Genomic DNA, 14,503 nt, shown 5'->3' with positions numbered 1-14,503 from the left:
GCACGCATGATCCCCGTCTCTGCTCCGGCCGAAAGCGCCAAAACGGACACGCGCTTTACTGTGCCGGGGATGCGCTGCGCCGGTTGCATCGCCAAAATTGAGCGTGAACTGCCTAAGATCGACGGGATAATTTCGGCCCGAGTGAATTTTTCGGCCAAGCGCGTGGCGATCAAGCACGACGCGGCTCTTGCTCAAGAGGCGCTGAGCGAGGCGCTGCTCAAGCTGGGTTTCGAATCCCAGCCAATCGAAGACAATCCGCTCGGGATCGAAGATGACGAGCGCAAGCAATTGATGCGGGCGCTTGGTGTGGCGGGGTTCGGCATGATGAACATCATGCTGCTGTCCGTCAGCGTGTGGTCCGGCGCGGGCGGCGCGACGAAGGATCTGTTCCACTGGCTCTCGGCGCTGATCGCGATGCCGGTGATTGCGTATTCGGGAAAGCCGTTCTTTGCCTCAGCATGGATGGCTCTCAAATATCGCCGCACCAATATGGATGTGCCGATTTCTATCGGTGTTCTGCTAGCGACTGGGCTCAGCCTGTTTGAGACGGTAACGGGAGGAGAGAACGCCTATTTTGAAAGCGCGGTGATGCTATTGTTTTTCCTGCTTTCGGGCCGCGCGCTTGATGCGGTGATGCGCGGCCGCACCCGCGCAGGTATCGGCGCATTGCTGGGCAGGATGGGCAAAAGCGCGAGCGTTCTCGCCCCTGACGGTTCGGCCACGCGGGTCAAAGCTGCCGACCTTGAGCCTGGAATGCTGGTGCTGGTCGCGGCGGGGGAGGCGTTTGCTGCAGATGGCGAGATTGAACACGGTTGCGGCGCGATCGACAATGCGCTGCTGACGGGGGAAAGCGCACCGGAAAGCGTCGGCATCGGCAGCCCGGTCCATGCAGGTGCGATCAACCTGACAGCGCCATTGCGCGTTCGCCTGACGCATACGGCGGATGACACCGTCATTGCCGATATTGCACGTTTGATGGACGAGGCCGGGCAATCGCGCAGCGCCTATGTCCGCATCGCAGACCGTGCCAGCCGCGCCTATGCGCCCGCTGTCCACACGCTTTCTGCGCTGGCTTTTGCGGGATGGATGATCGCAGGTGCAGGTTGGCATCAATCGCTGGTAATCGCCATTGCGGTGCTCATCATCACTTGCCCCTGCGCGATGGGACTGGCCGTGCCGACGGCTCAGGTCGTTGCGTCTGGCGCGCTCCTTAGGCGGGGGTTGCTGATAAAAGACGGCAGCGCGCTGGAGCGGTTGGCGGAGATTGATGTGGCGGTGTTCGACAAGACCGGCACACTCACTCTTGGTGAAGCGCGCCCTGACATTGCCGGGCTTGACGAACAGGCGCGCTCTGTCGCTTTGGGACTGGCGCAAAACAGCCGCCATCCGCTCAGTCTGGGCCTTGCCAAAGCGTTGCGGGAAGCAGGTGTCCAACCGGCTGGCGTAGAACAGGTATCCGAAACAGGCGGTGAGGGTTTGACCGGGCTTTGGAACGGTATCGAAGTCGCATTGGAGAAAGCATCTTCGACCTCCAGCGAGCTCGCCTCTCGGCTGCGGATCGGCAGCGCGGTGCAGACGTTGCATTTCCGCGATCCCATGCGGATAGACTGCAAGGAAGCCCTTGCAGCATTGTCTAATCAAGGTGTGGAGGCCAGCATCCTGTCGGGCGATCGCGAAGCCGCCGTCCGCGCCGCAGCGGCGCAATTTGGCATCGAAGGCCGCGCCGCAGCAAGCCCCAAGGAAAAGCTCGCCGCACTCGAAGCGCTCAAGCGTGAAGGAAAGCACCCGCTTATGATCGGCGACGGGCTGAATGATGGTCCGGCTCTGGCCGCCGCGCATGCCTCGATCGCGCCGGGAACCGCTAGCGATGCGAGTCAGCAGGCCGCCGATGCGGTGTTCATCGGTGAAAAACTGATGCCGGTCGCACTTGCTGTGCGCGTTGCCCGCTCGACCATGCGGATCGTGCGGCAGAACTTCGCATTTGCGATTGGATACAATGTGCTCGCCGTTCCGCTTGCGCTGTTCGGATATGTCACCCCGCTGATCGCGGCGATTGCGATGTCGATCAGCTCGCTGGTTGTCGTGGCCAATTCACTGCGGCTTTCAAGGAGCGCGAGGTGACAGGTTTGGTTTATCTGATCCCGATTGCGCTGTTGATGGGGGCCGCCGGTCTCGCCGCATTTTTTTGGGCGATGCGCAGTGGCCAGTATGAGGATATGGAGGGCGCCGCGACCCGCATCCTGATCGATGACGAGACCGGATCCGGGGCCGGATTCGGGGCCGGATTCGGGGATAGTGAAGGGTTGGACTCGCAGGATATTGATCCGGTCTAAGCCTTAGGCGGTCCAGATTTCCGGGTTGTCAATCCTCACAATATCAGCGTGTCCGCACTTGCTCGACGAAGGCAGCGATCTGGTTATTCAAAGCGTTTGCCTGATGATCGAGATCTTCTGCGCTGGCGAGGACCTGTGTCGCGGCTGCCCCGGTGGAAAGGGATAGCGTGCGCACGTCTTCAACGTGATCTGCAACTTTCTCTGTCCCGCGAGAGGCCAAATCAATGCTGCGCGCCAATTCCTGTCCAGCAACCGATTGTTCATCGACAGAGCTTGCGATGGCTGCTGCGGCAGATTCCAGCTCCCTTACCTGGCTTGCGATTGATCGCAGCGCGGCGACGCTTGCACCGGTGGTGTTTTGCATTGAGCTGATTTGATCAGATATCTGCTGTGTTGCGCTGCTGGTCTGCATGGCGAGCTCTTTCACTTCGCTCGCGACAACGGCAAACCCGCGCCCGGCTTCTCCGCCTCTGGCGGCTTCGATTGACGCGTTAAGAGCGAGCAAATTCGTGCGCTGTGCAATCGTATGGATCAATTCAACAATCTGCCCGACTTGCTCTGCGGATGCCGAAAGTTCGACGATTGTGGTGTCGGCTTCCTGCGTGGCATCAGTAGCCAGTCTGGCCAGTTGGCTGGACGATTCTGCTTGGCGGCTGATCTCATTGATCGAGCTTGCAAATTCATCGCTGGCTGCCGCAGCCGAGGCTGCACCGGTGCGGGCTTCCGCCATATACTGCGACAATTCGATCGTACGTTCGCTGGTATTTTCGGCCGTATTCTTCATCTGCGCCGCAGTGGTGTTCAGCTCGGTCGAGGCAGCGGTCACTCGCTCAACGATTTCGCCGACCGATTGTTCAAGCTGACGGGCGATATCGGCCATCATATTGGCTTTTCTCTCGCCTTCCTGTTCCTGATCGCGCGCGCGGTCCTGTTGAATGCGGATCTCTGCGTCTGCTCTCTCGGCGCGTTCTTTCGCCCAGATTTCCATCTGCCGATGCGACCGTTTGAACGATGCGAGAGACCGCAGCATTTCCCCCATTTCATCCTTACGATCGTGGCCGGCAATCGCGAAATCACGATCGCCTTTGGCCAGGCGCGACATGCCGTCACTGATCTCTACAAGCTTCCGAGAAAAATCACTCGACAGATATTTAAGGCCGCCAAGCAGAACCAGAAACGCGATGACGCCTAGCACGATGATGATCCGGGACATCAAGGTCAGATATTCTGCCCCGTTACGCTCGATCTCGTCGCTATATGCGGACAGCTCCATCGCAATTTTATCCGCCTGATCGAACAGGGCATCGCCTTGCTCGGACAGCTGATAGGCCAGCGCGGCAGACGCCGGACTCTGGCCCTGTGAAGCCAATTTTGCGAGAAGTTCTTCAAATGTATCATCATAGGCGGCCAGATCGCTTTTCGCGCCGTTCAGCCGATTGGAAAGAGCAGGAACCTGTTCTTCGACGATGATACTCAGGTCATTGAGCTGTGCTTCAGTCGTTTTGAAACTCGCGCGCTGGCGAATCAGGCCTTCCTCTTCTTTCCCGAATATATAGCGGACAGAATCGTATCTGAGTTCACCGGCGGCGCCGCGGAAATTGATTGCCGAGACAACTCCGTCCCGCACTTCTGAGGATGTGAGATAGCGGAAATAAAGCTCCGTCAAACCGATCGACAGGATCAGGGTGACGGCGAAGCACACACCAAAAAACGTGCCGAAGATCGCATGGATTTTGCCCTTGATCCTTAGATCGCCAAACCATTTGAAACGGTCAAAGCCGCTTTGGGGGGAGGGTTCGCCCTGACCGAATTCGTTGTCGGCATCAGGGCTATTGACGGCCTGATTGCCTTGCAAAGAGGCTGCGTGATCGCCGCGCAGCACCTGTTGGCTCATCATGTTCATTTCAGCCGATCCTGATTTAAAAACCTATCGGCATGTCTGAATGAAAATGGTTTCCAAAACCTTTCCAGCAGGCGAGTAAAAGCGCCTGAACGGATTGTATTCAGCTTAACCGGCGCGAACCTTGGCGAGGAACGCGTTGACCTGACCGCTTAGGGTCGTTGCCTGCTTTTCCAGCTCTGTTGCGCTCGAAAGGACCTGACTGGCAGCGGCGCCCGTCGAGGTCGAAAGCTCATGCACTTCCTCGATGTGGGACGAAACCTGATCTGTACCTCTTGCAGCCAGATCGATACTTCTGGCCAGATCTTGTCCGGCAACAGATTGTTGATCGACCGCGCTTGCGATGGAAACCGCAGTTGTTTCAAGTTCTTGAACCTGATCCGATATGGAGCGCAAAGCCGCAACGCTGGCAACTGTTGTTGATTGCATCGCCCGAATTTGCTCGCCGACTTGTTCTGTGGCGCGGCTCGTCTGCATCGCGAGTTCTTTCACTTCGCTGGCAACCACGGCAAAACCGCGGCCTGCTTCGCCGCCCCGAGCCGCTTCGATCGAAGCGTTGAGCGCGAGGAGATTGGTGCGCTGCGCAATGGTTTGGATCAATTCGACAATCTGGCCAACTTGATCAGCAGAGGCTGACAATTCAGAAATTGTCTGATCGGCTTCATTGGCCGAATTTGTCGCTTTGCGTGCAAGCTCCGCCGATGATGCGGCCTGGCGGCTAATTTCTCCGATCGACATCGCGAATTCATCGCTGGCCGCCGCGGCGGCCGTTGCGCCTGTATTGGCTTCACGCATCGCGGCCGAGACTTCGACCGTGCGCTGGGTCGCTTGTTCTGCTGTGCTGGCCATCATTGTAGAGGTGGTCTGCAGTTGGGTGGAGGCCGATGCGACCCCGCTGACAACATCGCCCACCGTCCGTTCAAACTGGTCGGCCAGATTGCGGATCATGGCGTCTCGTTCGGTCCGGGCGTGATCGCGCTCTACCTGCAAACGTGTCTGCTCTTCCAATTCGGATGCGACGCTGTCTGCGCGTTCCGAACTCAATCTTGCCATTTCAATACCGGCGAGACGAATGCCCTCGATCTCTTCTCCAAGGTCACCGAATTCATCCACGCGGGTGCGGTGCGGTACAACAATATCGTGTTCGCCGTTCGCTATTCGGCGCATGCAATCAATCAGTTGAATTGATGTCCCGACGATGTCTTTGCGAATTATGATCATCAGAGACACGGTCATGGCGATGCCGATCGCAACTGATGCAATGAGGGCGAAACGCAGTTTGCCCGCATCCGCCGCCGCCGCGGCGATCGCTTCGGGAGTGCCAACTGCCAACTGCGCGGAGATATCACCCAGGATAATGAACGAAAAAACAGCGGTCAAAATGACCAGGGCTGTGGGCGCGCCAACGGTCAGCACGACTTTGTTCATCGTGCCGAGTTTCCTGAACACGTTGGTCACAAAACCGACATTTTCGTCATAAAGAAACGCAGCCGGGCTCGGTTCGGTAGAGATCGTCTGCGCCGGTGAACCTTTTGAGGTTTCGGCGTTCATTGTTAGATCCTGAAGTGCGCTCACGCTGCCTGTCCTTTATGGGAGGTTACTGCTGCAGCATCTGAATCTGCTGTCTGTTTCTTTAGCAATATGTCGATTTCTTCAGCGGGCATTGCTTTGTAATAAAGCCAGCCCTGAATTTGGTCTGCGCCTGCAAGTCGGACCATGTCTGCCTGCTCGTTCGTCTCGACACCTTCGGCGGTGACATCCATGTTGAGCGCGCGCGCAACGGCTATGCTGGAAAGCATCATCGCGCGGCTGCCATCATCTTCACCCGCCTGAACCACGAGAGTGCGATCAAGCTTGAGTTTTTCAAAACGGAACTGCCGCAAAAATCCGATTGAAGCATATCCTGTCCCAAAATCATCGAGCGATATGCGCACACCAAAACCGCGGATGACATCGAGAGTACGCTCGGCCACAACCGGGTCGAGCACGAGGCAGGTCTCGGTCACTTCAAGTTCGAGTTGATGGGGCGGAAAACCGGTTTCTTCGAGGATTTCTCCGAGTTTGATCGGAAATTCCGGGTTGCGCAGCTGGGCCGCTGAAATGTTTACAGACAGCGTGATACCGCCCCAGCGCAAAGCATCGCAAACAGCCTTTCGCAAAACCCACACGCCGATTGGATTGATAACGCCGCTTTCTTCAGCGACCGGAATAAAGACATTCGGGCCGATTTTATGGCCATCGCTGCGATTCCAGCGCAGCAGGGCTTCAACCGCGACGATGCTGCCATTTGCAGCGTGGACGAGCGGTTGATATGCGATTTCGAATTCATCTTTGGCGAGCCCGGCCCGAAGATCATCTTCGAGTTCCCGAACCGCTTCGCGGCGTTGGTCAAACGTCTCATTAAACCACGTGCAACGCATCTTGCCGCCGCGCTTGGACATATACATTGCGACATCGCTGCGGCGGAGCATTTCCGAAGATCCAAGCCGGTGGCGAGCGGTGCTGCGGGCAAGACCGATACTGGCGCCGACGGTGATCTGGCGCGTTCCGATATCAATCGGGGATGCGAGCTTTTCCAGCAGGGACCGGCACATGCCCTCAAGGATTGTTCCGGCTGTCTGGCCGCCCATTACAGCCGCGAATTCATCGCCGCCAAGCCGGTAGCAACGGGCCTCTTCGCCGCAAGTTTCAAGCAGCAGATCAGCGCATTTCTTTATCAGCTGATCGCCCACAGCGTGTCCGTAATGGTCGTTGACCTGCTTGAACGCATCAAGATCGATCAAGGCCATCGCGACTTCTTCATCGCCTTCGGAAAGTTGTTCGATATCGGCGTGCAAAGCTCTGCGATTGGGCAAATTGCTTAACCGATCGCGCCTCGCGACGTGTTCAAACTCGTCAATATTGGCAAAGCCTTTAAGCCCCAGCAAAACCAGCGTGGCGGCGTAAATCAGGGCGGCTGCGATGAACAGGGCACCGGTAGAAACAAATGCAATCCGGTCGCTGGCAATCACAACGAGCATGATGAGAGCAGAGACGATCGTCAAAACGGCCAGCGGCATGACCACCAGACCCGTCTTGGTCAATCGTATTGGCTTTCGTGCTGCCCGCACAACATTTCCCCGTTTAGCATGAGCTTGCGTACCGCCTGTCGGTGTCGACGATGGCACAGTTCCTAGCCTGACTTTCTAAACAGCAATGGATAACGGAAGGTAAACGCGGGCCAATCTGAGCGGCGCGGAAAGCCCATTTAAGAGGCTTTGGAGGGGATCTATCGTTCACTTTAAGTGATGCCGCCCGATGGGGGCGCAGCACCAGTCTGATCGGCGCTGTGTCTTTTATCCGATTGCCATTGCCGGACGTCTGATCGCTCTATGGCTGTTTTCATAGATGCTGGCCCGGCGCGCCACAGGGGTGAACGCATCGGTTTGTCCAACCACAGTTTCCCCCGCGCCGAGCATCAGGAAGCCATCAGGCATGAGCGCGCTGGAAAGCCGCGAGAAAGCGCGCGCGCGCGTCGGTTGATCGAAATATAGCAAGACGTTGCGGCATAGTATCAGGTCGAAACGATGCCGCGCTGGCGGCTCCAGCAAAATGCTGTGCTGTTGAAAGCGAGAAATTGACCGGGTGTTTTCGCTAACCTGCCAACCTTGGCTGGTTTCTTCGAAATGTCGCAGCATTTGGGCAACGCCAAGCCCGCGCTGGACCTCAAACTGGCTGTAAACGCCATTGCGCGCTGCGTTGATTGCGCGGTGCGACACGTCTGTTCCCAGAATGTCGATCGTCCAGCCATCCCAGCGTTCGGGCGAATCCAGTATCTGCATGGCAATCGAATAGACTTCTTGCCCCGTTGAACAGCCCGCGCACCAGATCGAAATGCGTCTTGTGTCTTCCCGCCTGCTCGCCAGATCAGGCAGGATGTTTTCAGGCAGCTGGTCAAAGGTAGGCTTGTCGCGAAAAAAATATGTTTCGTTGTTAAGCAGCGCCTCGACAACCTGCTGTGACAGGTCCGGTTTTCCGGGCGAGCGCATGGGCAAATCCAGCAAGCAGACCAATTGATCGACATTGGATATTCCGTGTTCGCGGAACACGCCGGACAATGCAGTCGCGACGCGCCAACGGCGGCTTTCGGTTAAATGCTGGCCGGTGCGCGCTTCCAAAAGGTCGGCGATGATCTGGTAAGATGCTTGGCTTACTTCCATGAAGTTATCTCACCTGCCCTATTTCGCTGCTGCAATGGGCAAGGGCACGGCAACTGCCCTGCCAAGATCTTCTGGCGAACCGATCAGACTGGTGAGGCCGGCTTTCGTCACGGCACCTGGCATCCCCCAGACCGCACTTGTTTCGGCGTTCTGCGCATAGATGGTACCGCCATTGTCAACGAGTTCCTGTGCGCCTTTCAGGCCGTCCCGGCCCATTCCCGAAAGAATTACGGCAAGCACGCGGCCCTCGCAAGCGGCGGAAAGGCTGGAAAGCATGGGGTCGACCGAAGGTAAACAGCCGCTGGGGACGGGCTCAACGGAAGTCTTGGTGATTAAGCGTTCACCCGACCGGCGCACGATCAAGTGGCCAAGGCCGGACGCGATTGTCACCTCGCCTTTGCGGATCTCGCGGCCGTCTTCGGCGATGACAGTCTTGCGCGCCGAGGCGACTTCGATCTGGCGCGCAAAAACAGGGACAAACGAGGCAGGCAGATGCTGCGTGATCAGGATCGGCAGATCAAAGTCTGGTCTGATCTGCCGCAACATCAAATTGAGCGCGTGGATGCCTCCTGTGGATGCGCCAATTGCAAGCACTTCGGGTCGCTTGCCGCGCCTTGGTGCAGATCCAATTCGTGCCTTGTTTGAAGCGTTCGCATCCGGCTGGGCTGCTTCGGCTGCGCTGCCTCCAAGCGCGTAGATCTTGTCGAGCAGTTGGGTGCGATATGTTTCGTTAAATCCGCCGGGCCGCGGTTTTAACATCGTCTCTGCTGCGCCCATCGACAGCGCAGCGACCGTAGCCTCAGCGCCGTCTTCCGTCAGAGAAGATACGACAAGGACTTGCGCGTTGCCGGCTGTATCAAGAATTGCGGGCAGGGCTTCGAGCCCGCCCATTCCGGGCATTTCGAGATCGAGCAAAATAACATCTGCAGGCGTCTTGGCGAGCTGTGCGATGGCGCGTTCTGCGCTGCTCGCGGTGCCAGCAATCGTCATGCGTTGATCGCTTTCGACCATGCGTTTGAATATTGTCCGCACAGTGAGCGAATCATCTACGATCATCACGCGGATGCCTGCGTCCGATTGTACCGCAGCCTTTGAAGCAGGCTCGGGCTCGGCGCTGGGCCTCCTCAGCAATCGGCTGGGAAGAGGCTCTTTTTCAGTCAAGCGAAGCCGACCAACTGCAGTTTGATCTGGAGTGTTTCATGATCGAAAGGCTTCATCACGTATTCGTCAGCGCCTGCCTGGATTGCCTCGCGGATATGGGCAACATCATTTTCTGTGGTGCAGAAAACCACTTTGGGAGTGTCTCCGCCGGGCCGTTTGCGAAGCTGGGTGATGAATTCGATGCCGGTCATGACCGGCATATTCCAGTCGAGCAAGACGACATCGGGCATGGCGCTTTCACAAGCATCCAGCCCAATCTGGCCATTTTCAGCCTCGCTGACCTCAAAGCCGAGCGTCTCTAGAATGTGTCGCGACACTTTCCGGATAACCCGCGAATCATCGACAATCAGGCACGTTTTCATGGAGACCCCTATTTATTATAAGCCTGAGGCGTAAGGCAGACGGGTAACTATTGAATTAAGCTGCGCTTGAGAGTTCACCGAAACTGTCGTCCGGTCCCGCGATGAGCGCGGCAAGATTAATAAGCAGGGCGGGCCCACTGGCTGTTTCGATCATACCGGTGGCCACTCGCGACCACTCTTTGCCGAAACCGCCTGTTATTTGCTGGATTTCGCCCAGACTTGTGGTGATGTCTTCGATCGCGTCGATCACAAGCGCATAGGAATATCCGTCCACGGAGACGACCGCAGCGCGGGAATCGGTGTTCCAGTCATTTGCTGGAAAGCCGAGTGCCCGGCGGCAATCAATTACGGTTAGAGCTTGGCTGCGAAGCGCCGTGATCCCGGTGATGAAATCGGGTGTTCTCGGGACAGGGGTGATTGCGCCCAATTCGATAACCGATTGCACATCGGATGCGTGCAAGGCGCACCGGCGTCCGGCGATCTGGGCCATGACCATAAGATCAGTCATTAGCGTTTCCCCCCTTGGATGCGGGCTGTTTGCAATGCGTTGACAAGAGCATCGCGATCATAGCGATAAATTGTCTCTGTGCCCGGCGTAGCCTGAGGCAGATTGCGCAACCGGATGACAGGGCCGGCCAGCGGCATTTCCAACGCCTCGGCGGCTTCGTATTCTTCTTCAAGCATGATGCAGACTTCGCTGCCATCGTCTCGCGGAACGGAGGCATTATCTGCGATTTCGTATCCGGCAGATGTTACGAGCGGACCCAGTATCGTGCGCGCCCATTCGCTGCCGGGCAGGCGGCAAAGCGGCTTGGCAGTCACTTCGGGCGGCTCGCCAAACCGGCTGAAAAGCTCGTGTCCATCAATGAGGGAAACGGTCTTTTCATCCACCAGTGTGATGGCTTCAATGAGCGGGTCATCCTGTGCGGGTCTGAGCGCTGCTGTCAGCTCGACCGCGTCATCGATTTCCCGAACGGCATACAGCAATTCACAATCGCCATCGCTCAATCGCAGCAGCCGGATCTTTTCGAGAGGAATCTGGCCGTTAGGCAATCCGATAACCGGCAAAATCATGTGGTCGATGACCGCTCTCGGTTTTGCACCGCTTAGGTCAATCGCAGAGGCAGGCGCGGTCTCGATCCGCTTGACCAGTTCAAGCCGGACTGCGCAGCGGCGATTGTCGAAATCTGTGAACAGCATGGCCCGCTGGATGTCTTTATCTGCCTCGGCCGCTGCATTTTCCGGGGTCTGAAGCACGCGCGTACGGGCGTCAGAGACCAGTCCGTATTCGCTCGCGATATTCGTCACATCAAGCAGCAGGATCGGTTGCCCGTCATCGAGCAAGGTTGAGCCGGCGTAATAGCCGCTGCGCATCACTGCGGGAGCGAGTGGTTTCACCACGAGATCGCCGTGTGTGTGAATATTATCGACAGCGATCGCGAACAGATCGCCTGATGCAAGCCGCAAGAGAACCATCGTATGCTCACCTTCGGCGATGTCATCGGTATCAAGGCCCAGAACCTCGGACAGCATCAAGCAGGCAACGCGTTGGCCTCGAAAGGTTACCAGTGCGGTTTCGCCGACACGGTTGAAATCGAGCGCCTTGGCCGAGGAATGAATGATCTCTTCGATATAGCTTTGGGGGATGGCGAACCGTTGATCTTTCACTTCAACAGTCAGCCCGGCGATAATGCTGAGTGTGAGAGGTATCTGCAGGGTAAACAGCGTGCCGACGTCCGGCTGGCTTGATACTTTTATGCTGCCGCCAACTTTTTGAAGATTGTCGCGCACGACATCAAGGCCAACGCCGCGGCCGGATACATTGCTGACTTCATCAGCGGTTGAAAAGCCGGGTTCGAAGATCAGCTGGAGAATGCTTTCGCGGCTCATATTGGCCAGCTGAGCCGATGTGACGAGCTTTGTGCTGACCGCCTTTGCCGCGATTTTTTCTTCATCAAGGCCGCGCCCGTCATCATTTACGACAATCGAGATCGTGTTGCCGGATTGGCGGGCGGCGATGGATAACAAACCGATTTCGCGTTTGCCTTTGCGCAGCCGGTCTGATGGCGTCTCCATCCCGTGATCAATGGCGTTGCGGATGATATGCGTAAGCGGATCGCGCACCATTTCGACCATTTCCCGGTCGAGTTCGACATCACCGCCTTCAAGATCGATCATAACCTGTTTGCCAAGCTCGGCAGACAAATCCCGCACCAGCCGAGGCAAAGCGGCAAATACGGTTTCGATCCGTTGCATGCGCATCCGGGTGATCGCGTCGCGCACGTCGGAAAGGATTGTGGTCAAACGCTCGAATGGCCCGTTGATCGTCGGCTGGGTGCCAGCCTGACGCAAACGATGGCCCAAATCGTTGCGGGCCAGAACCATGTCGGAAACGCCGCTCATCACCCGGTCCAGCAAATCCACTGGCAAACGGATGCTGCGTTGAACAGGCAAAGCGGCATCGGGTTTCAAGGCTTGCTCTGCTTCGTCGGAATTATCGTAGCTGCCCAATATGGAATTCGCCGGAGCGTGTGCCGGAGGCTGCGCGGCTGTGGGGGCGGCATCCACAGTGTCCATGCCGGTTTGTGTGTCGTTTCCAAGCGCCGCGATCAGGGCTTCGTCGCCTTCTTCGGCGAATGGCTGGCCGGTTTCGATAGCGTCCACCATCAAAGATATGCGATCAATGATCGCCAGTACGGCGCTGACAAGAGAGGCATCGGGATCGCGCCGCCCGGCACGGCAATCGGCCAAAGCGTCTTCGGCAGCGTGGCTCAAACCGGCAAGGCGAGGAAAATCGAAAAAGCCGCAATTGCCCTTCACCGTGTGAACAAAGCGAAAGATTGTATCGACGCGCGAGGTGTCCGTCGGATCAGCCTCCCAGGCGATTATCTCACCTTCGCTGGCTTCTAACATTTCGCGTGTTTCCGCGACGAAATCCGCCAGCAGGTCATCCATGACGCCAGTGTCCCCAAAATTGCAATTCGAGGTATCTCTATGTCGTATGATGGTTAACGAAGGGTAACGTGACGCCTAGTTGGGGGCTCGACGGTGCAGAATGTAATAGATCAGCGCGATCCCGGTCACTGCGCCGACCAGATTTGCCGCGAGCTCCGCAGTATAAATCGCCTCGCTTCCCCAACTCGGCTGCAACAGCACAGCGATTGGCAACATGATCAAAAATACGCGGAGTGCAGATTGCCCCAACGCGTATCTGGCGCGGCCGACAGCGTTCAGAATTCCATTCGCGACGATCAGCAAACCAAAGCCCGCATATCCCCACGCAGCGATTTTCAGATACAAAGCGAACTCGCTTATGACTGCGGGATCCTCCGTGAAGAAATCGGCGAACCATTCGCCAGCGGCGACCATTGCGATTGCTATGGACAGGCCCCAGGCGATGCAGAACAGACCGGCGTAAAGCGCGGCCTCTCGCGCCCGCCCATATTCTTTCGCACCCCAGTTTTGACCAACAATCGCGCCGATTGATCCCGATAGGGCGAGAAGCGGCACGGTCGCAAAGCTTTGCAATCTCCCAGCAGCGCCAAAACCCGCGACCGCAGCTTCCCCTTCGAGCGCGATCAGTGAGGTCAGGATCGACAGGCCAATCGGATTGATAGCGTTGGAGAATGCCGCCGGCAGGCCCACGCTTACAATCGCTTTGGCCGGGTCCAGCAGATTGCAGTTTCGCAGTTGTGACAGGTCCAGTGGGATCTCGCTGGAGCGGACCAGAAGCAACGCGACCGACACGCCGACCATCCAGCCGATGATCGTTGCATAGGCTGCCCCTGCAATTCCGAAACCTTCAAACCCGAACGCGCCGGTGATCAAAATCGGATCAAGCACCCAGTTGGCCACCGCATAGCTGATCGATACCGTGCTGGTTTTCCGCGCTTCGCCCTGTCCGCGCAGCACTCCGTTCAGACCCATAATCGCGAGTATAAGCGGAAAGCCGATTGCGTAGGGCTCCATATAAAGCCGGATCAGAGGCAGGAGATTTTCCGGCGCATTCATGAGCGCAAATAACGGATCAAGCAGCGCGTAAAGCGATAGGCCCATGACAATCCCGCTGCCCACCGCGAACACGATGCCGAAATTTGCTCTGCGCGCTGCTTTGGCGTCATCGCCTTCGCCCAGCGCGCGGGCGATGACCGAATTGATCCCCACCATTACGCCGACACCAAGGCTGGAAAGAGCGACCGAGATCGGGAAGATAAAGGAGATTGCCGCCAGCTGCGAGCTGCCCAGCTGGCCGATGAAATAGGCATCCACCAGCCCAATTGACATAATCGCCGCCACGCCAATGATCGCTGGCAACGTTTGGCTGATCAAATGCTTGGCGATGCTGCCCCGGACGAGCTTGGCCGATGAATTCTCGGAGGCGGTGTCATCATCGCTCATTACATCACATCGCCTAGCGACAGCCCGATATGATAGCAAAGCGAAAAGCACTGCCGCCTTTGCCATGCGAAAACCGGGGCTTTTGCGAAAGTCTTGTGCAGCGGCCCTTGGCCGTGCGATATAATGGGCAAAGACGAACTGAGAGAAGGA

The 14,503-nt window shown here is 57.3% G+C and carries 11 protein-coding genes; 2 read left to right on the top strand and 9 right to left on the bottom strand.

What is annotated here, in order from left to right:
- Positions 1-6 precede the first annotated feature (6 nt).
- Both FGU71_RS02655 and ccoS read left to right on the top strand, forming a co-directional pair.
- Positions 7-2,121: a heavy metal translocating P-type ATPase gene (locus tag FGU71_RS02655; protein ID WP_185960295.1), complete on the top strand. Its 2,115-nt coding sequence runs from the start codon at positions 7-9 to the stop codon at positions 2,119-2,121.
- A complete protein-coding gene (gene ccoS, locus FGU71_RS02650; RefSeq protein WP_142787134.1) occupies positions 2,118-2,333 on the top strand; it encodes a cbb3-type cytochrome oxidase assembly protein CcoS in 216 nt (71 codons plus the stop codon). The genes FGU71_RS02655 and ccoS overlap by 4 nt, the downstream gene beginning before the upstream one ends.
- A gap of 43 nt (positions 2,334-2,376) precedes the next feature.
- Here the strand turns inward: ccoS and FGU71_RS02645 are convergent, their stop codons facing one another.
- The 9 genes from FGU71_RS02645 to FGU71_RS02605 all read right to left on the bottom strand — a co-directional run bounded on the left by FGU71_RS02645 (position 2,377) and on the right by FGU71_RS02605 (position 14,353).
- Positions 2,377-4,236: a methyl-accepting chemotaxis protein gene (locus tag FGU71_RS02645; RefSeq protein WP_142787133.1), complete on the bottom strand. Its 1,860-nt coding sequence runs from the start codon at positions 4,234-4,236 to the stop codon at positions 2,377-2,379.
- Positions 4,237-4,341: 105 nt separating this feature from the next.
- Positions 4,342-5,784, bottom strand: a complete 1,443-nt coding sequence (locus tag FGU71_RS02640) for a methyl-accepting chemotaxis protein (protein WP_234035607.1) — start codon at positions 5,782-5,784, stop codon at positions 4,342-4,344.
- Positions 5,785-5,804: 20 nt separating this feature from the next.
- On the bottom strand, positions 5,805-7,316 hold the full coding sequence (locus FGU71_RS02635; RefSeq protein ID WP_234035606.1) for a putative bifunctional diguanylate cyclase/phosphodiesterase: 1,512 nt from the start codon (positions 7,314-7,316) through the stop codon (positions 5,805-5,807).
- Between the two features lie 252 nt (positions 7,317-7,568).
- Positions 7,569-8,432, bottom strand: coding sequence for a CheR family methyltransferase (locus tag FGU71_RS02630; RefSeq protein ID WP_142787132.1), 864 nt, complete (start codon positions 8,430-8,432; stop codon positions 7,569-7,571).
- 18 nt (positions 8,433-8,450) lie between these two features.
- Entirely contained in the window at positions 8,451-9,488 is a 1,038-nt protein-coding gene (cheB, locus tag FGU71_RS02625; RefSeq protein WP_185960180.1) for a chemotaxis-specific protein-glutamate methyltransferase CheB, read from the bottom strand.
- 101 nt (positions 9,489-9,589) lie between these two features.
- On the bottom strand, positions 9,590-9,955 hold the full coding sequence (locus FGU71_RS02620; protein ID WP_142787131.1) for a response regulator: 366 nt from the start codon (positions 9,953-9,955) through the stop codon (positions 9,590-9,592).
- A gap of 55 nt (positions 9,956-10,010) precedes the next feature.
- Positions 10,011-10,463, bottom strand: coding sequence for a chemotaxis protein CheW (locus tag FGU71_RS02615; protein WP_142787130.1), 453 nt, complete (start codon positions 10,461-10,463; stop codon positions 10,011-10,013).
- A complete protein-coding gene (locus tag FGU71_RS02610; RefSeq protein WP_142787129.1) occupies positions 10,463-12,910 on the bottom strand; it encodes a chemotaxis protein CheA in 2,448 nt (815 codons plus the stop codon). Before FGU71_RS02610 ends, FGU71_RS02615 begins: the two co-directional genes overlap by 1 nt.
- 75 nt (positions 12,911-12,985) lie before the next feature.
- Positions 12,986-14,353 carry an MATE family efflux transporter gene (locus FGU71_RS02605; RefSeq protein ID WP_142787128.1) on the bottom strand — a complete coding sequence of 456 codons (1,368 nt, stop codon included), beginning with the start codon at positions 14,351-14,353 and terminating at the stop codon, positions 12,986-12,988.
- Positions 14,354-14,503: the final 150 nt, after the last annotated feature.

Origin of the sequence: Erythrobacter insulae, assembly GCF_007004095.1 — a bacterium.
GTDB lineage: Bacteria > Pseudomonadota > Alphaproteobacteria > Sphingomonadales > Sphingomonadaceae > Erythrobacter > Erythrobacter insulae.
Note: the sequence above shows the minus strand (reverse complement) of the source record. Positions and strands in the feature narration are given on the sequence as shown.